The sequence below is a fragment of the Fibrella musci genome (genome assembly GCF_041321105.1).
Taxonomy (GTDB): Bacteria; Bacteroidota; Bacteroidia; order Cytophagales; family Spirosomataceae; genus Fibrella; species Fibrella musci.
Genome location: NZ_JBGGWD010000001.1, coordinates 836225 through 858587, shown reverse-complemented (window position 1 = coordinate 858587; position 22363 = coordinate 836225). Strand labels below are relative to the sequence as shown.

Below are 22363 nucleotides of genomic sequence, written 5' to 3'. Positions count from 1 at the left end.
ATACTGTAAACTGTTCACTGTAATGACCATCTACCTCATTCGCCATACCGAAGTGGCCGTTGGCCGGTCGATCTGCTACGGCGGATCAGACGTGGCGCTGGCCGATAATTATGCCGAGCAACTGGCCCGGATTCAGACGAATCTGACTACCCCGCCCGACGTTATCTGGGCGAGTCCGTTGAGCCGATGTCGGCAGCTTGCCGAGGATCTAGTGCCGGCTGGTGAAGCAACTAACCTTGTGGAAGTAAACTTCGACGACCGCCTGCGGGAATATCACTTTGGCGACTGGGAAATGCTGCCCTGGGCGGATATACCACGCGACGCCCTCGATGGGTGGATGAGCGATTTTGTGCAGATAGCCCCACCCAATGGCGAAACGTTTCAGGCCCTAGCCGACCGGGTACAGGCTTTTTGGCAGGAGAAAATAGCGCCAATGGTCGAAAACCAATCGAACGGGACCATATACGTTGTGAGTCACGGCGGTGTAATCCGAACTTTGCTCTGTCTGTTCCTCGACCTATCTTTGCGTAATGCTTACCGGCTCAATCTGGACTATGGGGCTGTATGTAAGCTTACCGTGACTGGCTCCACTTATCAGATAGGGTATATCAACCGTTAAACAAAACCGCTATTTCGCGCCCCAAACGCTTAACACTATACGTCACGTTCGTCAATGAAACCAATCCATATTCGCCTGACTACCGCCGCTTCACTGGTTCTGCTCGTTGCCCTGTCGCGCACCCTTCCTCACCCGCCTAATTTCACGCCGGTTATGGCGATGGCTCTTTTCGGCGGCGCTATGTTTGAGCGCAAATGGATCGGGCTGGTGGTGCCGATGCTGGCCATGCTGCTGAGCGACGCCCTGATTGGCTTTCATAGCACGATGGGCGCTGTCTACGGCTCTCTGGCACTGGCCTGGGGCATCGGCGTAGTGGCCCTGCAAAAGCCAACCTTCGGGCGGGTAGTCGCAAGCTCCCTGTCGGCATCGATTCTCTTTTTCCTGATCACCAACTTCGCCGTTTGGTATGGTAGCACCTTCTACCCGCAAACACCGGGTGGGCTGCTCGCCTGCTACACCGCCGGTCTGGCTTTTTACAACAATCAGTCGTTTTTCCTGAATGGTGTGTTTGGCGATCTAGCCTTTAGCGGGCTGCTCTTCGGTGGCTACGCCTTGCTGCAACGCCGCTTCCCGGTGCTGCGCCCGGCATCGGTCTAACTGACTATCGTTTCTGTTTCATAAGCCCCGGCCCTTAGGTCGGGGCTTTTTTTGTATCCGATTAGTTACTATCTTTTAGTTAAGTATTTTTTTAGTGTGTAATACGTGTACAAGTTGTATAAGATATTGATTGACTATTATTTATGGCTACTTTAGGCGGTGCTGTAATCGTATATACTTCAAAAAATACTTACATACTATGGCATCTACATTAAACCTGCGGCCCGCGCTTAACTCCGCTCGGATCATTCTTCTTCTGACAGTTGGCAACGTTCTGATTCTGCTCTTGCGCAACTGGATTCTGGGTGGGTCCAGCGAGTTTAATTTTCTGTTCCATAATCTGTTTTCCGGCTTTGAGCCGTTGCTGATCGCGTACGTCATGCTGATAGTCAATCAGCGCATCGGTACCGTCGTTTTCTGGATCGGTGCGTCGCTCTGGGTACTGTTCTATCCCAATAGCCCATACATGATCAGCGACCTGATCCATGTTACACTGCGCACCAGCATACCCACCGATACCAGCAGCATACCGGATGAAATCGTTGACCGCGTCGTGTTCAACGCGCTCATCGTCTTTTCATTCGCTATGCTGTCGGTGTTCTACGGGTTCGTGTCGCTCAAAATCATGTATACCCTGTTTCGGGTACGTTACAGCCCCAGAGTTGCCAAAACGCTGATCGGCGTGGCGATTGCGCTCAGTTGTGTCGGCTTTTACATCGGGCGCACGATCAAGGCCGAGGCTATCAGCACCAAGGAAAACCTGTATTCATCCGATTTCCTGTTTCATCCGCTGGAAGTAATCAGTAGTATCTGGCCAAAGCTGTTTCCGTCTGCCGAACACGAGTATCCGTATTATATGATGATCCTCTTCGGCATCATCCAGTGTTCGTTGCTTCTGATGATGCGCAATGTGCACAATATCGAATCGAGCGAATTAGTGGCTCGTCACCGGCCGGACCACATGCTGGCCAACTAATACCTTCTATCCTATTGCCTCTTTATGACCCCTCTTCGAAAGACCACGTACCTGTTGCTGGCCATTCTGGCTATTCTTGTTCTACCCTGGCTGGGTGCCTATATGCACTACAAAGAGTTGTTTCCAGACGGCTTCTTTGCATACCCTATGCTGTCATCACCTCAGCAGGAGGCATTCAGCTGGCCCGTTTTTCTGGTGTTTGCGGTGCTGTCGGTGGTCGTGATCGTGCTGTATCTTTTTCCCCGGCTGTTTGGGTTCCGGGCAGTCCCGCAGCCTGATCCCCACCCGACCCAACGAGTCGGTTTTCCGATCTGGTTCTGGATCGGGCTGGTGTCGTGGGGCGGGGTGGCGGTGCTGCTCTGGACGAAAGCGACAGGCCCCGCCTGGTTGCTACACTGGTCTGATATGCCTCTTTTCTGGGGTTTTTCGCTCATGATCGACGGCTGGGTCTACGTGAGGCAGCAGGGCAGGTCGCTTATTAGTCGGGTGCCGCAGGAAGTAATCGGTATCGGCGTGTCGTCGGTAATGGGCTGGATGCTTTTCGAGTACCTCAATTTCTTCGTCGAAGACAATTGGTTCTATCCTAAAGGTGATATCATCGACCGCGAAGAGTTTTTGCTTTATGCCGCCGTTATCTCGTCGGGGTTGCTGCCGCTGGCTTTCGAATGGTACAGTTTGTTTAAAACCATACCAGCCCTCCGCGAGCGGTTCTCTGAGGGGCCAAAAATCGTGCTGCCCGAGTGGATAAAGACCACCGCGCTGTGGCTATCTCTTGTATTGCTGGTGCTGGCCGGATTATACCCCGAAGATCTGTTTTTTACGCTTTGGCTTACTCCAGCTATTCTTTTGGCCACTGTACTGGATAAAGTCGGTGTCTGGACGCCCCTGCGCCCCATCGGGCAGGGCAACTGGACGCCCACGCTGCTGATCGCCCTTAGTTACCTGGTCGAGGGTTTTTTTATCGAAGGACAGAATTATTTCAGCGCCACGCACGGAGCCAATCGCGAGATTCTCTTCACCATGGCCCCCGCTTACTGGCAATACAACCTGCCCTACGTAAATGCCTATCAGCTCTTCGAGATGCCTCTGGTCGGGTATTCGGGGTACCTGCCATTTGGTGTCTATTGCTGGCTTTGGTGGATTGCCTTTGCCACGCTACAGGGTATTCCATCCCGCTTTTTTCAGGAAGCCCCATTTAAGCCGAATAAGCCCGTGACTGCATGAATCGACGTTTCCTTATTCTTCTGCTTGTCTTATTGCCGATCTGGTCGCTGGCTCAGCCGATTGTCTGGACCGGGCAATCCGATTTTCTGACGATCGGTGACCGGGTGTCGATCCTGACTGATACGACGGGGAATCTGACTATCGGGCAGGTGTCGTCACCTGCGTTTCAGGGCCGATTCAAACCGTCCCGACAGGTGATTATCAATGTGGGGTTCTCCGACCGGATTCACTGGCTGCGCTTCTCGCTTGATAACCCTACTACGGATAACCTGCTGCTGGAAGTGGCGCAGGCCTTTCTGCCGATCACGGAACTCTATTACCAGAATGACGCCGGTAAAACCGTCCGGCAAACGGCGGGCTTCCGTGTTCCGGTCGATGCAAAAGTGCGGAAACACCATTACCAGGTTTTTCCGATTCCACCCGGCAAACGAACCTATTTTGTTCGGTTTCTGGCCCACTCGCAGCCCGTGCCCATCAGTATCTGGGAGGCGTCGGCGCACGAAGTCAAAACGTACAAGCAACGCCTGATTTACGGCTTTTACGTAGGCTTCATGTTTTTCGTGCTGCTGAGCAACTTGTTCTTTTTCTTTTCGCTCCGCAACCGGATGTACCTGCTGTATGCCGTTGTGGTGCTGATTTACCTTTCCTACGCGATGGCTGTTCTGGACGGGTTTGTCGTGTATTTCATCGATAACCTGGACCTAACGTTCTGGTACATTACCATCCCGACCATCGGCGTCACGGTACAGACAATCTATTGCCTGCTCTTTCTAGAGGCAAAGCGCTACATACCCAAAGTCAGCCGGTTCGTCTGGGGAGTTGTCGTCTACTTTGCTACCTACGCCGTGCTGAAGTACCTGCTACCCATGCCGGTGATTCTGGCCATCAACACGGTCAATGCCCTGCTGTCCTTTTTTCTGATGGGCTTCGTCGGCGTAAAAGCCGGGCAGCAGGGAAACCGATTGGGGTACTATTTTGCCCTGGCTTACTTTATTTATTTTTTGCTGGTACTCACCGAGGCCACCTACATTCAGACGGGGAAACCCGCCTATTTTGCTGAATTGAGCCACGTAACGCTGGCCACGCTGATTGAAAGCTTTATTCTGTCGTTCCTGCTGTCCAAACGATTTGAATGGGAACGTGCCGATGTGGAGAAGGCCAAAGCCGAGGCGCAGGAGCAGTTGCTGGCGAAGACGCTCGAAAATGAGCAACTGTTACTCTCGCAGAATGAAACCCTGGAGCAGGAAGTGGCCCAACGTACCCGCGACATCGAACACAAATCGACCCAGCTTCAGCAGTCGCTTCATGAGTTGAAAACGGCACAGGCGCAGTTGATCCAGCGGGAAAAAATGGCGTCGCTGGGCGAACTGACGGCGGGTATCGCGCACGAGATTCAGAACCCGCTCAACTTCGTTAATAACTTTTCCGAAGTGTCGATCGAACTCATCGATGAACTTCGGACCGAGTTATTAGCTGGCCGACTTACCGACGCCGTCACCATCAGCCATGATCTGGCGGAAAATCTTCAACGAATTAGCCAGAACGGTAACCGTGCGTCTGGTATCGTTCGGGGGATGCTGGAGCACGCCCGGACCGGCAGCGGCGAACGGCAACTCACCGACTTGAACAGCGTAGCCGACGAATATCTGCGGATGGCGTACCGGGACTTAAGAGCGAAAGACCCCTCAGTCACGTTTGTGCTTCACACCCATTTTGAGCCGAACCTTGCCCCAGTGCGCGTGGTGGCGCAGGATGTGGCCAGGGTGATGCTCAATCTGTATACGAACGCTTTCTACGCCCTGCGCGACCGACAACGGCAGCTTGGCCCCGACTATCAGCCGACGCTTTGGGTAAGCTCAGAGCGAACTCCTGATGCCGTGCTGTTTCGGGTAAAGGATAATGGCACGGGGATTCCGCACGAGGTTCTGAACAAAGTGTTTCAGCCGTTTTTTACCACGAAGCCTACCGGCCAGGGAGTTGGGCTCGGCCTGAGTCTAAGCTACGATATCATTACGAAGGGGCTTGGCGGCGATATCCGAATCAATACTGAAATTGGTCAGTATACAGAGGTACTGCTTACGATTCCGCTACTCTGACCGAACGTACCTGACTAACTGGGTACGTTATGAATTGAGATGAGTGACCATCAAAAGAAAGCCCGGATCGCGGTCCGGGCTTTCTTTTGATGGTCACTTGGTAGTGTCCGTACAGTAATTACTTCGGCAGAAGTACGCTGTCGACTACATGGATTACACCATTGGACTGATTTACGTCGGCGATGGTCACCGTCGAGGTGCCGCCTTTCTCATCCATCAGTTCGATTTTCTTGCCTTTCTGCATGGCAGTCAGGGTGCCACCGGCTACGGTTTTCAGCGTGGCTTTGCCGCCATCGGCCTTGATTTTGTTCATCAGGTCCATTGCGCTCATTTTACCCGCAACCACGTGATAGGTCAGCACACCCGTCAGCATGGCTTTGTTTTCGGGCTTTAATAGGGTCTCAACTGTGCCTTTGGGTAGTTTATCGAAGGCTTTGTTGGTTGGGGCAAACACCGTGAAAGGGCCGGGGCCTGAGAGTGTCTCTACCAGACCGGCGGCTTTTACGGCGGCTACCAGCGTAGTGTGATCTTTCGAATTGACAGCGTTTTCAACGATGTTTTTCGACGGGTACATGGGAGCACCACCAACCGTTACTGTTTTTTCCTGTGCGTTGGCTACGTGACCTAGGGTCAAAAAGGCCAGGGCACCCAGCCATACTTTTAGTGAAGTCATGATGTTTTTCGGCAGAATTACCTGCCTGTTTTTTGTGAAAAGAATTAACGTTGGTCGACTAACATCAGACTTACGCATAGGTATAAGCAGTTGGATTTGCGGACCCCAAAAAAAAAGATGAAAAGTGGTTGACGATGGCCGCACAACCGCCTTTGTCGCTGGCTAAGTCAGCCCTAAAAAAGCCCCGCCGTCATCCGACCCGTAGCTGAAGGTCAGATGACGGCGGGGCAATCCGTCTGGCCGGGTTGATTACCGCCCGCCCGGTGGGCAGTGGGTTTTCAGGAAGCTGGTGTACAGGCTGCTCAGGTGCTGCCGCGTACCAGCGCCTTCCGAAATGCCGTGCGACCGGTTGGGATACGCCATCATCTGAAACGACTTGTTGTACTTGATCAGCTCATTGATAAGCATCTCGGCATTGGCGTAATGTACGTTATCGTCGCCCGTTCCGTGAATGTAGAGCAGGTTGCCACGCAGGTTTTTGGCGTGCGTAATGGGCGACCCCGACACGAAGTCGTCGCGGTTTTCCTGCGGCAGACCCATATACCGCTCTTGGTAGATGTTGTCGTAGGTCAACTGGTTGGCTACGGCCGCCACGGCGATGCCCGTTTTGTAGATAGCCGGGTACTGAAACAACAGGTTCAGCGTGGTCGACCCGCCGCCGCTCCAACCCCAGACCGCTACCCGGCTGGTGTCGATAAAGCTGTGTTGTTTGAACAGCGCCTGCGCCCCCTGTGCCTGATCGCGGATGTTGATGCGACCAATCTGCCGGTAGATGCTCTTGCGCCAGGCGGCCCCTTTCAGCGTGGGGGTACCCCGGTTGTCGAGTGCCGCGTAAATGTAGCCTTCCTTGGCCATATCACCCGCAAACAGATCGTTTTGCCCCGCCGAGAACACGTCGTTGGTTGTGGTACCGGCCGGTTCGCCATACACGTAGAAAACGATCGGGTACCGTTTGGTGCTGTCGAAATCAGTGGGCAGCGCCATCCAGCCATCGAGGGTTACGTTCTCAGCCGTCGTTACGGTGAAGAACCGGACGTTCTTGCCTTTGGCGGTGTTGGCTTTGGGCGCGTTGCCCCGCACAATGGCATGATCGGGCAGGCTCACCCACGCCCGCGCCGACGGGGTCGAGCGGTTGGTGAAGGTGTGCATGGCGAGGGTGCCGTTCGGCGAGATGTCGTAGCCGTGTGTGCCTGCCAGTGTCGTGGGAGAAAGCCGCTCGGCCGGGCGGGGGCCGGTTTCCTGCCCCTTACTGTTCAACGCCACGCGGTAAAGATAGCGTTGCGTAGCGTTGTCGGGCGAGGCCGTGAAGTAGACGTAGCCGCCGCGTTCGTCGATTCGCTCCAGCTCGCTCATGTCGTAGTTGCCGGGCGTGAGCAGCGTTTGCTGTTTTCCGTCGCTGCTGATCTGGTAAATGTGCCGCCAGCCGTCTTTCTCCGACACCCACAGGAAGGCATTGCCGTTTTGGGTCCATTCCCAGCCGGTCGGGTCGTCGCGATCCCAGCGGGCTTTAATGTCGATCCATGCGTTATCCGTTTCCGTGAAAATGGGCGTTGCCGTGTTTTTGGCGGTTTGGCAGACAAACAGCGTGCTCTGGTTTTGTTTCCGGTTCAACTGTTGCACAATCACGCGTCCGGCGGGGTCGCCCGCACTGCTGGGGAACCACTCGGCCCGCACCAGGTAGTGCTGCGCCGGATCGCCGGGAAGGGGAAGCCACCGCGTAGAACCACCCGTGGCGTTGACCACACCCAGTCGGGTAGGCGAGGGAGCTTCGCCCACTTTGGGGTACTCCACGGGAATGGTGAACGAGTAAATCGAATCGGTGTTGTTGATCATCAGAAAGTCGCGGATGCCGCTCGCGTCGACCTGCCAGTACAGAATCTGTTTGCTGTCGGGGCTCCAGCGGAAGCCGTCGCGGCACCCAAATTCTTCTTCATAAGCCCAGTCGAACGTACCGTTGATGCGCTTCCGGGTGCCGTCGGTGGTGAGCTGGGTCACTTTCCCCGTGGCGACTTCCTCTGCATACAGGTTGTTTTTGCTGACATAAGCCACCCGTTTGCCATCGGGCGACAGTTTGGCGTAGAGCAGCGACTGGGCCGGCTGTTTGGGCCCCACCTGCCGGAGCTGATTGGATTGGCGGTTGAGCAGGTAATAATCGCCGCGGGTGTTGTAGCGCCAGACGCGGGCCGTATTGGTGAAAATCAGTACCTGCGTCGAGTCGCGGCTAAAGGCGAAATCGGCCACCGAAATGGGTGTTTTGGCCCCGGCGGGTGTAAGCTGGGCGGTGGTGATAATGGGCGTTTCCTGCCCGCTGCGCACGTCGGTACGGGTGATGGCCCCGTTGGCGATGGTAACCACGGCGTTGCCATCGGCCGACCACCGAAGCGCCCGCGATCGGAATTGGGCCGAAGCGGCTGAACCGGCGAGTAACGACGTACCCAGCAGAACAGCGGTGAGACGAATATGGAATAAATGCATCGAGATGAGTGTGTTGCACGGAATTGGTTGGCAAAATACGACCAGAGCAGACTACTTTGCACGTTACGATGCCCGCCACCCCAAACACAACCGAACTTTTACGGCTGCTAACCGCGATCGGGGAGGGCAACGAAGCGGCGTTTCGGCAGTTTTATGAGCAAACCAGCAGGCGGGTATTCAACACGGCGCTGGGGTACGTACCCAACCGCGAAGATGCCGAAGAGATCACGCAGGACGTCTTTGTGGAGGTGTTTCGGGCGGCAGGTACGTTCCGTAGCGAGGCCAGTCCCATCACCTGGCTCTACCGACTGACGGTCAGCAAAGCGCTCGATCGGGTTAAGCACCGACGGCGTCAGAAGCGGTTTGCGTTTCTGACCAGCCTCTTCGATACCGATACGAACGAGGTGCGGTATGAACCGCCCGACCCGGTGCATCCCGGCGTGTTGCTCGATCAGCGGGAGAATGCCGCTGCGCTGTTTCGGGCGATCGACAAACTGGCCGACAAGCAGAAAACCGCTTACATTCTGGCGCGGGTTGAGGGGCTGTCGAACATTGAAACGGCCGAGGTCATGCAGGTGAGCGTGGGGGCGGTTGAGTCGTTGCTGACACGGGCCACCGACAATCTGAAAAAACAACTCGCTTCTTTTTATAAATCCTTCCGGGAGCCGTAGGAATCCGCCCCGTTTATCGTCTATCTGTTTATGGAACCGAAGCCGCAACAATGGATCAACGACGTACTGCGCAGCCTCGACGGCCTGCAACCGGCCGAACCCAGTCCGTTTTTGTACGCTAAAATCAGGAACCGCATAGCGGCTCCCCCGGTGACCTATGCCCCGAAACGACTAGTTTGGCTGGCCGCCGCCTCTTTTGCGATCCTGGCCTTGCTGAACTGGCGGCTGGTTGGGTCGTCGGCCAACGTAGCGGGCGAGGCGGCGAGCCTTAGGGCGCTGGCTTCGGCATGGCAGTTGTATCCCACCAACCAACTCTACGGCGAATGAACCAGACCCGTTTGTTAACCTGGGCCGTTGTGGGCCTGCTGCTGCTCAACCTGGGTACGTTGGGGTATCTGGCCTTGCGCCCGCGTGGGTTACACCCGCCCGGCCTCCCCGGAGGCCCGCCTCCCGATGGCCCCGCCGCGCTGATTATCGATCGCCTTCAGTTCGATGAGGCGCAACAGGCGCAGTACCGCACGCTGGTCGATCGGCACCGGCAGGCGTCGGCGCGGCTGGCTGAACTGTCGAACGAACTGCACCAACGCTATTACAAATTGCTGAGCCGTGCACAGCCCGATACCGCTGCCGCCCAGTCGTTGAGCCGCCAGATTGCCGCCAATCAGAAGGCCGTTGCCGAACTGAATTTTGCCCACTTCGCCCAGATTCGGGCCTTGTGCCGCCCCGAGCAGCTACCGGCGTTTACCCGGCTGCTCGACGATCTCACGCACCTGTTCCGTAACGCGCCGGGGGCTAAGCCGGGGCCTCCGGGCAGTCATAATGGCCCACCGCCCATGCGATAAGGCGCAGAAAAAATTGACCCGCGCCGTAGGAATAGGAGCGGTGCGTCGTCTAAGCCAGTATGAAGCACAAAGGATTCGTAACGAACCATCAAGCACTATGAAACGTAAGGGATTGATTATGGCGGCCGGGGGCACATTAACGGGCCTGCTGCTAGCCGCTGCCTGCCAGAAAGCAAGCGATGCCGTTTCCCCAACGAGTACGATGCCCACTACATCGACATCGGTAACGGTGGGAACGGGGGTGCCGGATGTCTACAAGAAACTGTATGGTGCCACCTCGATTTACGTGGAAGGCAGCAACATCGTGATCAAAACCAGCGGTCGCCCCGATCACAAAAGTCCGTATTACAAAGGCACCGCCTGGGAAAGCAGTCTTTATGAAGCCTACAACGGCACCAACGCGCGCTACGCCCAAAACCCTAACGTGATCGCCGAAACGAGCCTGACCTACAAGATTCCAATGAACCCAGCCGAAGACCCAACGCATGCCGCAACGCCATTGGGTTCGACGGGCGTGGCGCTCAACGGCGTTGCGTTCTTTAATCAGTATGCGGCGCAGAACGCACCGCTGACCAACGAGATCAACGGCTTCGATCAGTATGGCGGGCATCCGCAGCAGCAGGGGCAGTACCATTACCACCTCGAACCAACGTACCTGACCAAGAACAAAGGCAAAGACGCGCTGATGGGCTTCCTGCTCGATGGCTTCCCGGTGTATGGCCCCGTCGAAAACGGCAAAACCATTACCAACGCCGATCTGGACAAGTATCACGGGCACATTGGCAAAACCGCCGATTACCCCAGCGGCATTTACCACTACCACATTACGGCCGAGGACCCCTACATCAGCGGCAGCGGATTTTATGGCAAGGCAGGCACCGTTACGCGATAGCGGGCTGGTTGCCTGGCTCATTGCGCTGCTGGCTCTCGGGCTGCCCGGCTGTGGAGCGGAGCCGTCGATCCCGCATGTGTTTGTGAACAGCGCGGCGGCGGGCTGGCAGTGGCGCGATGGGCAACTCTGGCTCAACAATAATCGGTTCAGCGGCTGGCAATACTCCCTATACCCCACGGGCGACACGGCTTTTGTGGGGGCTTACTGGCAGGGCAAAGCCGAGGGTGTGCATCGAAAACGGTATGCCAACGGGCAACTGCGCGAGTGGCGCCACTACCGCCACGGCTGGCAGGAAGGCGAGCAACGCGGCTGGTATGCCAATGGTAAGCCGGAGTTTACGGCCCAATGCCAGCATGATGTTTACGAAGGCAAGCTGAACGAGTGGTTTCCCAATGGGCGGCTGGCCCGGCGCGGCACTTACCACGAAGGGCACGAGGAAGGCCCGCAGCAACTCTGGTTTGACAACGGCACGCTGAAGGCCAATTACGAAGCCCGCGAAGGCCGACTCTATGGCTTTACGGGCGTAAAAAACTGCGAAAATGTCTGGGATTCGATTCGGGTGGCGCCCTGACGCCGCTAGCTGGCTATTCGCGCTGGCCGTGCTGGGTACGTTGCTGGGTTGCCAGTCTGACCCGGAAACGACCGGCGTACCCTATTACAACACGCCTGATTTTACGCCGCTCTGGCTCACTGAGCCGGCCGCTGTTGAACGCACCGTCACGCACCAGATTGGCGATTTTGCCTTTCGCGACCAGACCAATGCGCTCGTGACGCAACAGACGATTGCGGGTAAGGTACACGTGGCTAATTTTTTCTTTACGGCCTGTCCCAGTATTTGCCCCAAAATGACTAGCCTTATGCGTGCCGTGCAGGATACATTCCGGCACGAGCCGCGCGTGCTGTTGCTGTCTTACAGCGTAACGCCCTGGATCGACTCGGTGGCGCGGCTAAAGCAATACGCTGATCAGAAGGGTATTAAGTCCGATACGTGGCACCTGCTGACGGGCGACCGCGGGCCACTGTATACGCTGGCCCGGCAGTCGTATTTTGCCGAAGAACGCATCGGATTCACCCGCGATTCAACCGAATTTCTGCATACCGAACACCTGATTCTGGTGGACGAAACCCGCCGGATCCGGGGCATTTACAACGGCACCCAACCCCAGGAAATCGATCATCTGATTGCGGACATCCGGGCATTGCTGGGCAGGTAGTACCTTTAGGGGGTAGTTTAGCGCCTATGCACCTGTTTTATCACCCCGCTCTTCAACCCACCGATACGCTGGGTACGTTGCCCGACGAAGATGCCCGCCATGCCATAAAAACGTTGCGCCTTGGCGTGGGCGACCCCATTGCCGTTACCGACGGGCGCGGAAATCGGTTTTTGTGCGTTATTACCAAAGCCGACACGAAGCAATGCGGCTTTCGGGTCGAGCGGATCGAAACAACACCGGCCCGGCAGTTTGCGGTGCGCATTTGTGTGGCACCTACTAAAAACATGGACCGGATTGAGTGGTTTGTTGAGAAGGCGGTTGAGCTGGGCATCGAACGAATCAGTTTCTTTGTCGGGCAACACTCCGAACGGCGGGTGCTGAAACTGGAACGGATCGAGAAAATTGCCGTTGCTGCCATGAAACAGTCGCTGCAATCGTGGTTGCCCCAACTCGACGAGGCCGTTTCGTTTACCCAACTGCTGCCCGCTGTTACGGAGGCTCAACGGTTTATTGCGCATCTGCCCGACGACGAAGTGGTGCCCCATCTGGTTCGGCAGGCATTGCCGGGTACGTCGTGTGCGGTGCTGATTGGCCCCGAAGGCGATTTTTCGGCACAAGAAGTGCAGCAGGCTATGGCGGCGGGGTTTCGGATGGCCACGCTCGGCCCCAACCGGCTCCGCACCGAAACCGCTGCCCTGACGGCCTGTCAGGTAGTTAATTTGATTAACGCGTAAAATACCCCCCGCCCTAAAGGGGGCCTGCTGGCGCATGAGTGGGCTTCGCCAGCAGTTTCAACAATCAGGCGAAGCCCACTCATGCGCCAGCAGGCCCCCTTTAGGGCGGGGGGTATTTTTTATGAACCGCTTTCTGCTCTTCGTTCTTATCGTTTGCTGTTCCTCGTTCATCACGGTGCAGGCACAGCCCTATGCTTACCGAATCGCCAAGCTGAAATACAACGGCGGGGGCGACTGGTACGCCAACAAAACATCGCTGCCCAACCTGATCAAGTTTGCCAATCAGCAACTGCGGATGAACATTTTTCCCGAAGAAGACATCGTGGATGTGGGTAGTCCCGACCTGTTCTCGTATCCGTTTGTGCACATGACGGGGCACGGCAACGTGCTGTTTTCAGAAGGCGACGTGCAGAATATGCGGCGCTACCTGATGTCGGGAGGGTTTCTTCACGTCGATGACAACTACGGCCTCGATAAGTTTCTCCGACGGGAAATGAAGCGCGTTTTCCCGGAACTGTCGTTTATTGAGTTGCCCTTTACGCACCCCATTTATAATCAGAAATTTAAGTTTCCGAACGGATTGCCCAAGGTGCATGAGCACGACGGGAAAGCGCCGCAGGGGTTCGGCCTGATTTATCAGGGACGATTAGTGTGCTTTTACAGTTATGAGTGTGACCTAGGCAACGGCTGGGAAGATCAGGCGGTGTACAACGACCCCGAGTCGGCCCGGCAGGCTGCCTTGCGGATGGGGGCCAACCTGTTGCAATATGCCACAACGGTGGTGGATTAGCCGTGTAGCAGGGGTTGCAGTAGATGCTAACTATTTTCCGCTTAATGGTTAATCTCCAATCTAATCGGCTTAAATTTCGTATATACAGTATATAGGCTCGGAAAAATCGTATTTTTGTCAAGTCGAGTTCTTTTTCATTTTTAAACTACCAACACCGTGATTGTTGTAGCTGCTTTTGCCGCACACTGGTATCTGTCTCTGTTTTGCCAGACCTTCTTTTTGCACCGTTATTCGGCGCATAAGATGTTCTCGATGAGCAAATTCTGGGAGCGGTTTTTCTACGCCCTCACCTACGTGTCGCAGGGTTCATCGTACCTAAGCCCCCGTGCCTACGCCGTATTGCACCGGATGCACCACGCCTTCAGCGATACACCGAAAGACCCGCACTCGCCGCATCACACCAAGAATATTTTCACGATGATGTGGCAGACAAAAAACATTTACAACGCGGTGTTGCACCGCAAGCAAGCCATCGAACGGCAGTTTGATCGCAATTACCCCGAGTGGAACCTGATGGAGAAAATCGGTGATTCGTGGGTGTCACGGGCTGGTTGGGGCATTGCCTATAGCCTGTTCTATGTGTTTGCGTTCATTTACCTGGATATGCACTGGGCGTTTTTCTTCCTGCTGCCGGTACACTTCGTGATGGGACCCGTTCACGGCGCGATCATTAACTGGAGCGGCCACAAGTATGGGTACGCCAACTTTGATAACCACGACAAGTCGAAAAACTCGCTGGTGCTCGACGTGGTGATGATGGGTGAACTGTTTCAGAACAACCACCACAAACGCCCCAATGCTGCCAACTTCGGTGCCAAATGGTTTGAGTTTGACCCCACGTATCCGATGATCAAAGTGTTGTCGGCCATGCGGATTATCAAGATGCGCCCCGCCAAAGCGACTGCCGAGTTTGAAACCGGCCATGAGCGTCGCGTTGAGGTGCAGTAATCAATTTCGAAGACCAAGCAGAAAGCCCCGCAGCATCGTGTTGCGGGGCTTTCTGCTTGTATAGGGCAGGCGGCAACTTCCCGTTGGCTAACTCGTTCGGTATCAATGTTTATCAGGCGGTATATTCGGCAATACGCTGAACCTGACTAGTACCATGACGACTTTACAAGGGCTTACGCCTTTATCCCGTTCGCGCTGGCTGCTCATTGGCTGGCTTGTCTGGAGCCGATTGGGAGTATCACAAACCTTGCCGCCTACTTTCGGCCTCGCCACGGTAGCGAGTGGCCTGAATACGCCAACGGTGGTCGTGTCGGCACCCGACGGGCGGCTCTTTATCACCGAGCAAAACGGCCTGATTCGGGTGGTCAAGAACGGCAGTCTGCTATCCCCTCCGTTTGCGCAACTTACCGTCGATGCCAGCGGTGAACGTGGTCTGATCGGTTTGGCGCTTGATCCCGACTTTCCGACGAATTCGCACGTGTATGTGTACTATACGGTACCGGCCAACGGCCCCACGCCGCCCCATAACCGGATTAGCCGACTGACAGCGGCTGGTGATGCGGTGCTGGTCGGCAGTGAAGTGGTGGTGCTTGACCTTGACCCACTCAGTGGGGCTACCAATCACAACGGGGGCTCGATGGTCTTCGGACCCGACCGAAAGCTGTATGTGGGCGTTGGCGACAATGCCTTCGGGGGCAACGCGCAGAACCTGGATACGTACCTGGGCAAAGTTTTGCGCATCAATCCCGATGGTAGTGCGCCCGCTGACAACCCGTTTCCTGCGGGGTCGGCGGCTCGGCGGCGGGTGTGGGCCTATGGGGTTCGTAATCCATACACGCTGACAGTGCAACCGCGCACGGGTCGTTTGTTTGTCAACGACGTAGGGCAGGAGGCCTGGGAAGAAATCAATGATGCCACGATGGGCGGGTTGAATTTTGGCTGGCCCAATGCAGAAGGCATGGCCAATAATCCGGCGTATACCAATCCGGTTTACGCCTATGCACATGGCGGTGGCGATGGGGTTGGCTGCGCCATTACGGGCGGGGCTTTCTACAGTCCGGCCTTAGCCGTTTACCCGGCTGCTTACGTGGGGCGCTACTTCTATCAGGATTTCTGTAACAACTGGATTAACACACTCGACCTCTCGGGAGCAACAGCGACGCGGGCCGCTTTCGCAACGGGCTTGAACGGGTATGGTGTCGGCCTGACGCTCGGCACCGATGGCTATTTATATTATTTGAGCTGGGGTACAGGTACGTTGCTCCGGCTCACCTACACGGGCGATGTGGCCTGCCGGACTAATCAGGCTGGTGATTGGCAAACGGCCGGGCTTTGGTCGTGTGGGCAGGTGCCGGTCAGTGGTGTTCGGGCGGTGGTGGGGCATGCCGTTGCCATCGGTGCAGGACCGGCCAGACAGACCGCGCGGCTGCAACTGGAAGCTGGAGGGACACTCAGCTTCGCTACCGGTGGTCAACTGCGACTCGGGTTCTGAGGCAGGGTAGTTATATAAACGAAAAACGCCCCACCTAAGCAGGTGGGGCGTTTTTCGTTTAGGTCAGCAAGGAGCGTTTACAGCTTGCAGCCATCCAGAATAGTTTCGTTGTTTTTGATGTAGGCGTCGTCGTTGGCTTTTTTCGCCATGTCGAGCGACATCTGGGCATCAGCGCGGGCAGCTTTGCAGTTGCCGAGTTTCGCTTCGATTTTGGCCCGCAGGTGGTACGTCCAGTATTCCTGGGTTTTCTCGACCACTTTGTTAGCCCAGCTCAGTGCCTGATTCAGGTCGCGGTTGGTATCGAGGTAGTAGTTGGCCGCCGCGAAGTACGTATCCGTCGAGGCTTTGGGATCGGCCGTTTTTTGTTTGATCTGCGCCATCACGTGCGAGTCGGCATCGTCGGTGATGGTCAGTTGAGCCGCCATGTTTTCCCAGCGCATTTGCAGCGTGGCCGAAGTGGGGGTGATACCGACAAACTCAAACGTGAGAGTTTCGGTCTTTTGCCGATTATTCAGGCGCTCCGGTTTCACAACCAGCCGCACCACGTCGTTGGCTTCTTTATAATCGTAAGCTCCCCAGGCGTTGGCGTCTTTGTTGATGATAAACGTAAACGAATCCTGATCGGGAATCGAATACAGGCCATACGTACCTGTTTCCAACGCCTTACCATTAATGGTCATAGGCTCCGACAGTTTCAGCGTCGTGATTTTGTTGGCACCCGTCCGCCACACTTTGCCATATGGCACGCGGTCGCCAAACATGGTGCGGCCCTTCAGCGAAGGACGGCTATACGAGACGGTAACAGTGCCCAGACCGACCTGCTGGCTAATGGTCGCTGCAGGGCTGGCCGCAGGTACGTCTATTTGAGCATAAACGGCTGTTATACAAGCCGATAAGCATGCGGTAATGATGAGTTTAAGCATCGGTAGTCTTATAGAATATGGAGCAAGTTTACGACGTAATTAGCAAAAAACAGCCCGGCTGGCTATCCGGGCTGTTTGATTACTCTATCGACTAATGGTTTAATGGATAATTGCTAAAAAAAACAGCCAAGGTTCAATGCCCAAGGTTCAAAGTAACTACTGCCAGTACAGAACGCATCAGCCACTTTGGATCTTGGACATTGAACCTTGGACGACACTCCTTACTTCGTCTTCGGCTCGTCTGGGTTCGCGGCGGCTTTGGCAGCGCCGCCTTTGTTGGCCGGCGACAGCGAGTTGATCCAGGCGGCAATCTTCAGCGCGTCGGCTTTAGGAACCTGCGGCATGGGAGGCATCTCCGTCGAATAGTCGGGCCAGTTAGCGGGTTTGGGGTTGTATATCAACTCAACCAGTTGGTCGTTGGTGTACCCGCGCTTGGCCACGTCTTTGTAAGCCGGACCTACCTGCCGCTTTTCGGCATTGTGGCAGGCCAGACAGGTGTGGTGCGACAGTAGTCCTTTCACTTCATCATACGTAGGGGCTTTGGCCATGCTAACCGCCTGACCCAGTTGAAGGGCCGGTTTGCCTTTCGCCGCCGGTTTGGTGGCCGTCGCTTTGCCGGGAGCCGGTTTCGCTGCGGTTGGCTCAGGGGCTTTCACGGCCGCTGAGTTTTTCGTGCTCACCTCCGTTGTCGCCAGCTTGGTGCCGTCAGGGATGTTGTTGAGCGTGTAGTAGGCAATGGGGTGAACCAGCGAATAGGTGCCATCCTGCGAACGTACCCCGTCGAGCGTAAGCTGATGAATATAGCTCTTCCGCAGGTTGTCGACCACAATCCGTGCCCGCAGGCCATCGTCTGAAACCTTCACGCCTTTGATGGCGTGCTTCTCCTTGTTGATGGTGGGGCTGCCATAAACCGGGTGATACTTGTATATGAAGCTCTCCACCGAATACGACGCCAGGTCTTCGGCCGACGCCTTGGTAACAGGTTGAGTGAACTCCACCTCGAAGCCATCGGGCATGGCGCGCACCGTGCGCATCTCAAAAGGCGTGTTGCCGTTATAGACGAGGCGTTGCAGCCCTTCGTTGGCGTCGCCCGCCGAGCCCCATCCCCGGTTGGTTTCACCCACAAACAGCGAACCATCAGGCGCAAAGGCCAGGCGCATCACGCCCGACCGGAATCCCGACCGGAACTCGATGGCCGCACCCTGATATTCGCCGTTTACTTTTTCGAGCATCACGCGCGAGATCTTGCTCATCCCTTGGTCACCGACCAGCAATTGCCCGCTGAACGGACCAAAGACACCCTGCGGAATCGGGACGATTTCGGAGTTGGAAATACCCAGAATGCCATGAGGCAGCCAAACGGCGGGCGTCTGGATATCCGGGAACGTCTCTTTTACCTTAAAGAGCATGTCAGGTGTTTCGTTGACCACGTTTTCGGGCTTGATCATCCGGCCGTTGGCGTCGCGTTTCTGCCGAATGTCGATTTTGGCATAGAACTGCTCGGCCGTCAGTTTGAGCGGTGAGTTGGGCATGCCCGTCCAGCGCAGACCGGCGGGGTGGCCCGTGAAGGCCCCTTTCTTGACGTGCACGACGCCACCCGACCCCTGCCAGTCGCCCTGGTTGTCGGCGTAGAAGAGTTCACCGTCGATCATACCCAGGCCAGCCGGAGAGCGCATCCCCGTCGCCCAGGGTTGCATCTGGCCATTTTCGCTGATCTTCATCGTCCAGCCGCGCCAAGGGACCCGGCTCTCACCCCGCCACCACTCTTCATCGCCGAAGGCTACGTTGCCTGTCACGAAGAAAGTGCCGTCCGGTGCGATTTTCGGCCCAAAGCTGTATTCGTGGTAATGCCCCGACAGCGGCCAGGCGTAGACCGTTTCGAACAGATCGGCTTTACCGTCCTGGTTGGTATCGGTCATCTTGGTGAGTTCACCACGTTGCGCGCAGTAGAACGATCCGTCTTTATAGGTCAGACCAAGCACCTCGTGGAGCCCTGACGCAAACTTGCGGAAAAAGGGCCGCCGGCTGGTGGGGTTCTGCACAATGAAAATATCGCCCCGGCGGGTAGCCACGCCCAGATCGCCGTTGGGCAACATGGTCAGGCCGCCCACTTCGAGCAACGTACCCTCGGGTGCCGAGACCCGCGTAATCTTGAAAAAATCCTCCTCTTTGGGCGATTCCTGCGCCTTGGCCATCGGGGCTGCCAGCAGGGCTGCCATCAGGAGGGAATACTGGATGAGTTTCATATAAAAGCTGCGGTTGGGCGTTTGATGGTAGCCATCGGCGGCGTTGTCTGCGACACGAACCAGCGACCATCAACCGGCAACGGTCATTTAGAAAAGAATCGAATACGTGAGTTTATCGGCGATCGGGACAATCAGTTCCTGCCGACCGTTGCTGCTGCGAACAACGGGCTTCGCCGTTTTGTCGTTGAGCTGAATGAAATACGATTTGCCGTCGATCAGGTACGTGTTGTTGGGCATCGCCTCGATGGTTTCGGCATCGGCGAGGCGGGCGTAAAGTCCGTTGCCTCCGGCCACCGTCAGTTCGCGTTGCAGACCATGACCGTCGGGCAGTACCCGAATCTGGTCATTGACGGCCGCACCGCCGACAACGTACCTGAACGTGGGACGATCGCTGTTGTCAAGCGCGTAGCCTTTGGGACGGAATCCGCTGCTGGCCGTGTCGGCGGGCCAGGGAGCCTGAGCCGAAGCCAGACGAGCTACCGTCAGTTGGGGTTTGGCTCCGAGGTAGTTAACGGCGCCCATCGGCCGCGATGACCCATCGCCCCGGTTTTCCCACATCGGCGTCGCGTCGAGAAACATGCCGCGCCAAACCTGCACGATCGCACCATTATCGGCGTCGTATGTATAGTGTACCTGTTCGGGGCTGCCCACCGAGATGCCGTGCGTGACGCGGTAGGTACGTCCCTGGGCGTTTTTCGTCTTCGGCAAGTCCATGAAGCTGCGGAGGAGCGTATTCGTTTCGGCCGATACCAGAATCGGGTCCGATTCGTCCTGCGATGTGCCCGCAGGCGTTAGCAGGAAGCGACGGATGCCTGGCCCGGTTACGGCAAGTTCCAGATTGGGGCCGGCCCAGTCGGCAAATTTGCTGTAGAGCAACTCAAACGGCAAGTCGCCTTTGGGCAGCGTCACTTTGCCGCCGCTGTTGTTTTCGCGCCAGTTACCAACGGGCTGATTATTGATGGTTAGCCGACCTGATCCGCCGCCAGTCGACGTATTGAAGGTATACTCACCCGCCTGGTCGACGTGCAATGTACCGGTATACCGAATGACGAAATCGTTCGGAATCCGGCTAACGGCAGCCGACAGAATCGGGGCAGTGCCTTTCGACTCGGGAGCCAGCCCACCAAACGACGGCTCATTGCGGAAGTTTCCTTTATAGACGCTGTAGCTCAGGTCGCTCAGGCGAGGGCGGGCGTTGTCGTAAGGAGTGATGGTGATATTACGAAACGCCACCGCGCCATGATCGCCCTGAAACAGCAGCGGACCACGGGCTTTCTCATCGTCGGCCAGCGGGCCGCGCGTGGGGCCGCTCACCTCCACGTTGTCGTGGATCAGGATGCCGTTGAGTTCAACCCGCAGGAAGCGGGCATTTTCGGTTTTCTTACCGCTCGCATCGAAACGCGGGGCCTGAAACGAGATGCGAAGGTGCTGCCACAGACCCGGCGCTTTCCCGGCGTTCTGGCGGGCCGGATGCCCTTCGTAGCCTTTCTGACCTTCGGGGCGGCGTTCGTCCCAGCGTTCATAGATCGAGCCAACATCCGATGCTTTCGGCGTGGTTACGCCCCAGCTGTCGAGCAGTTGTAGTTCGTAACGGCCTTGCAGGTAGATGCCCGAGTTGGCTCCTTTAGCCATCAGAAAGTCGAGCTCGATGTCGGCATCGCCGTGATCGGCTGCGGTGAGCAGGTTGAACTGCGTGCCATATTTACCCGATGGCTGGCAGACCAGAATGCCCGTTCCGGGCTTCACGGTCAACGTGTTGGGTTTGGAAAGGTCTGCGTTCAGATCAGACGCAAGGCTCCAGTTGGCGGGAACCGGTTGCCGGAAAGCACTCATATCGGTCAGAGGCAGGGATTTGCCCGACTGGCCAAACACGACTTGGGTTCCGAGCCAACCGCTGGCTGTAAAAAGAACCTGTAAAAGAAACTTCTGCATAAATGAGCTTGGTAATTGCAAAAAACCAGAACAAAAGTACAGTAAATGCCCGCTTGGGGACCACTTATAACAAGTAATCTATTTGCCTGACTATCCCCATGCGGCAATAGATTCTGGCCTTATCTTTGACCGATTCTCTTATTTTTTGCTTACACATGAAACAAGTAACCTCGACCCTTGCGGTAGTGCTGGCTACGGCTGGCTTTTCATTTGCTCAGGTGCAGCCCAACAAACAAACGCCTGAGTCTTCCGAAATCTGGGAACCCGTGCCCCCCGTCGTAACGCCCGGTGTGTATTCGGCCAACACGGCAGGCACCACAGCACCGTCTGATGCCGTTGTGCTGTTTGATGGTAAGAACGCCGATAACTGGTATGCCAACAAGGGCTATGCTCCCACCACCAGCACCGATCCGCTGCAATGGCCCGTTCAGAACGGCGTGCTGTATTCGTCGAAAAGCTCGTCGGCCCGCTCGAAGCAGGAGTTTGGCGACATGCAGTTGCACATCGAATTCCAGACACCGTCTAAAGTAGAAGGCAATGGGCAGGGACGCGGCAACAGCGGCGTTTTTCTGCAAGGTCGCTACGAGGTGCAGGTGCTCGACAACTACCAGAACCCCACGTACGTAAACGGGATGGTCGGTTCAATCTATAAGCAGGCGATTCCGCTCGTAAACCCCAGCCGTAAACCCGGCGAATGGCAGTCGTACGACATCATCTTCATGGCACCGCGCTTTAACAAAGCTGGTCTGATGCTCGAACCGGCCTACGTAACGGTGCTGCTCAATGGCATTCTGGTACAGAACCACGTGGCCGTAAAAGGCACAACCGAGTATATCGGTGTTCCCAAAGTACAGGCTCACGGCAAAGGCCCCATCGTATTGCAGGACCACGGCAACCCCGTTGGCTTCCGGAATATCTGGGTTAGAGAGCTTTAAGCTAAGTTTACAGTCTTCAGTTTACAGTCCTCTGTTACGTTGTCGATTCAACAGAATCAGGTCTTGTCGGTTTAGTTAGACGAG

At 56.1% G+C, this 22363-nt stretch carries 21 protein-coding genes; 16 read left to right on the top strand and 5 right to left on the bottom strand.

The features are described from left to right. Positions 1-22: 22 nt before the first annotated feature. The 5 genes from cobC to ACAW74_RS03430 all read left to right on the top strand — a co-directional run bounded on the left by cobC (position 23) and on the right by ACAW74_RS03430 (position 5512). Positions 23-619: an alpha-ribazole phosphatase gene (gene cobC / locus ACAW74_RS03450; RefSeq protein ID WP_370696790.1), complete on the top strand. Its 597-nt coding sequence runs from the start codon at positions 23-25 to the stop codon at positions 617-619. A gap of 54 nt (positions 620-673) precedes the next feature. Then, the gene (locus ACAW74_RS03445; protein ID WP_370696789.1) at positions 674-1216 is read left to right on the top strand and encodes a DUF6580 family putative transport protein; all 543 of its coding nucleotides are present in this window, start codon (positions 674-676) and stop codon (positions 1214-1216) included. A 199-nt stretch (positions 1217-1415) separates the two neighbouring features. Next, positions 1416-2192 carry a DUF1361 domain-containing protein gene (locus ACAW74_RS03440; RefSeq protein WP_370696788.1) on the top strand — a complete coding sequence of 259 codons (777 nt, stop codon included), beginning with the start codon at positions 1416-1418 and terminating at the stop codon, positions 2190-2192. A 24-nt stretch (positions 2193-2216) separates the two neighbouring features. Beyond that, on the top strand, positions 2217-3416 hold the full coding sequence (locus ACAW74_RS03435) for a hypothetical protein (protein ID WP_370696787.1): 1200 nt from the start codon (positions 2217-2219) through the stop codon (positions 3414-3416). Then, positions 3413-5512: a sensor histidine kinase gene (locus tag ACAW74_RS03430; protein ID WP_370696786.1), complete on the top strand. Its 2100-nt coding sequence runs from the start codon at positions 3413-3415 to the stop codon at positions 5510-5512. The genes ACAW74_RS03435 and ACAW74_RS03430 overlap by 4 nt, the downstream gene beginning before the upstream one ends. A gap of 118 nt (positions 5513-5630) precedes the next feature. Here ACAW74_RS03430 and ACAW74_RS03425 read toward each other — a convergent pair whose 3' ends face one another. Then, positions 5631-6185 (bottom strand): fasciclin domain-containing protein, encoded by a 555-nt coding sequence (locus tag ACAW74_RS03425; protein ID WP_370696785.1) that lies wholly within the window; start codon positions 6183-6185, stop codon positions 5631-5633. A gap of 249 nt (positions 6186-6434) precedes the next feature. Continuing rightward, positions 6435-8660 (bottom strand): S9 family peptidase, encoded by a 2226-nt coding sequence (locus ACAW74_RS03420; protein WP_370696784.1) that lies wholly within the window; start codon positions 8658-8660, stop codon positions 6435-6437. A 68-nt stretch (positions 8661-8728) separates the two neighbouring features. Here ACAW74_RS03420 and ACAW74_RS03415 point away from each other — a divergent pair, with 68 nt between their 5' ends. From ACAW74_RS03415 to ACAW74_RS03370, 10 genes are all read left to right on the top strand, one after another. Further along, entirely contained in the window at positions 8729-9331 is a 603-nt protein-coding gene (locus ACAW74_RS03415) for an RNA polymerase sigma factor (RefSeq protein ID WP_370696783.1), read from the top strand. 30 nt (positions 9332-9361) lie between these two features. Further along, positions 9362-9658, top strand: a complete 297-nt coding sequence (locus ACAW74_RS03410; RefSeq protein WP_370696782.1) for a hypothetical protein — start codon at positions 9362-9364, stop codon at positions 9656-9658. After that, complete coding sequence (locus ACAW74_RS03405; RefSeq protein ID WP_370696781.1) at positions 9655-10173, top strand: Spy/CpxP family protein refolding chaperone; 519 nt, start codon at positions 9655-9657, stop codon at positions 10171-10173. Before ACAW74_RS03410 ends, ACAW74_RS03405 begins: the two co-directional genes overlap by 4 nt. A gap of 97 nt (positions 10174-10270) precedes the next feature. Beyond that, entirely contained in the window at positions 10271-11065 is a 795-nt protein-coding gene (locus tag ACAW74_RS03400; protein WP_370696780.1) for a YHYH protein, read from the top strand. Further along, complete coding sequence (locus tag ACAW74_RS03395) at positions 11037-11636, top strand: toxin-antitoxin system YwqK family antitoxin (RefSeq protein WP_370696779.1); 600 nt, start codon at positions 11037-11039, stop codon at positions 11634-11636. Before ACAW74_RS03400 ends, ACAW74_RS03395 begins: the two co-directional genes overlap by 29 nt. After that, complete coding sequence (locus tag ACAW74_RS03390) at positions 11605-12279, top strand: SCO family protein (protein WP_370696778.1); 675 nt, start codon at positions 11605-11607, stop codon at positions 12277-12279. Before ACAW74_RS03395 ends, ACAW74_RS03390 begins: the two co-directional genes overlap by 32 nt. A 26-nt stretch (positions 12280-12305) precedes the next feature. After that, on the top strand, positions 12306-13013 hold the full coding sequence (locus ACAW74_RS03385; RefSeq protein ID WP_370696777.1) for a 16S rRNA (uracil(1498)-N(3))-methyltransferase: 708 nt from the start codon (positions 12306-12308) through the stop codon (positions 13011-13013). Between the two features lie 121 nt (positions 13014-13134). Continuing rightward, the gene (locus ACAW74_RS03380; protein WP_370696776.1) at positions 13135-13803 is read left to right on the top strand and encodes a DUF4159 domain-containing protein; all 669 of its coding nucleotides are present in this window, start codon (positions 13135-13137) and stop codon (positions 13801-13803) included. A 156-nt stretch (positions 13804-13959) separates the two neighbouring features. Then, positions 13960-14751 carry an acyl-CoA desaturase gene (locus ACAW74_RS03375; protein ID WP_370696775.1) on the top strand — a complete coding sequence of 264 codons (792 nt, stop codon included), beginning with the start codon at positions 13960-13962 and terminating at the stop codon, positions 14749-14751. 154 nt (positions 14752-14905) lie between these two features. Next, positions 14906-16243 carry a PQQ-dependent sugar dehydrogenase gene (locus tag ACAW74_RS03370; RefSeq protein ID WP_370696774.1) on the top strand — a complete coding sequence of 446 codons (1338 nt, stop codon included), beginning with the start codon at positions 14906-14908 and terminating at the stop codon, positions 16241-16243. A 77-nt stretch (positions 16244-16320) separates the two neighbouring features. On the opposite strand, the gene ACAW74_RS03365 is transcribed toward ACAW74_RS03370, so the two are convergent. The 3 genes from ACAW74_RS03365 to ACAW74_RS03355 all read right to left on the bottom strand — a co-directional run bounded on the left by ACAW74_RS03365 (position 16321) and on the right by ACAW74_RS03355 (position 21344). After that, positions 16321-17166 (bottom strand): DUF2911 domain-containing protein, encoded by an 846-nt coding sequence (locus ACAW74_RS03365; protein WP_370696773.1) that lies wholly within the window; start codon positions 17164-17166, stop codon positions 16321-16323. 221 nt (positions 17167-17387) lie between these two features. After that, entirely contained in the window at positions 17388-19412 is a 2025-nt protein-coding gene (locus ACAW74_RS03360) for a hypothetical protein (protein ID WP_370696772.1), read from the bottom strand. An 87-nt stretch (positions 19413-19499) separates the two neighbouring features. Further along, positions 19500-21344, bottom strand: coding sequence for a 3-keto-alpha-glucoside-1,2-lyase-like domain-containing protein (locus ACAW74_RS03355; protein WP_370696771.1), 1845 nt, complete (start codon positions 21342-21344; stop codon positions 19500-19502). A gap of 155 nt (positions 21345-21499) precedes the next feature. Between ACAW74_RS03355 and ACAW74_RS03350 the strand changes: the two genes are divergently transcribed. Continuing rightward, positions 21500-22279, top strand: coding sequence for a 3-keto-disaccharide hydrolase (locus ACAW74_RS03350; RefSeq protein ID WP_370696770.1), 780 nt, complete (start codon positions 21500-21502; stop codon positions 22277-22279). The last annotated feature ends 84 nt before the right edge of the window (positions 22280-22363 follow it).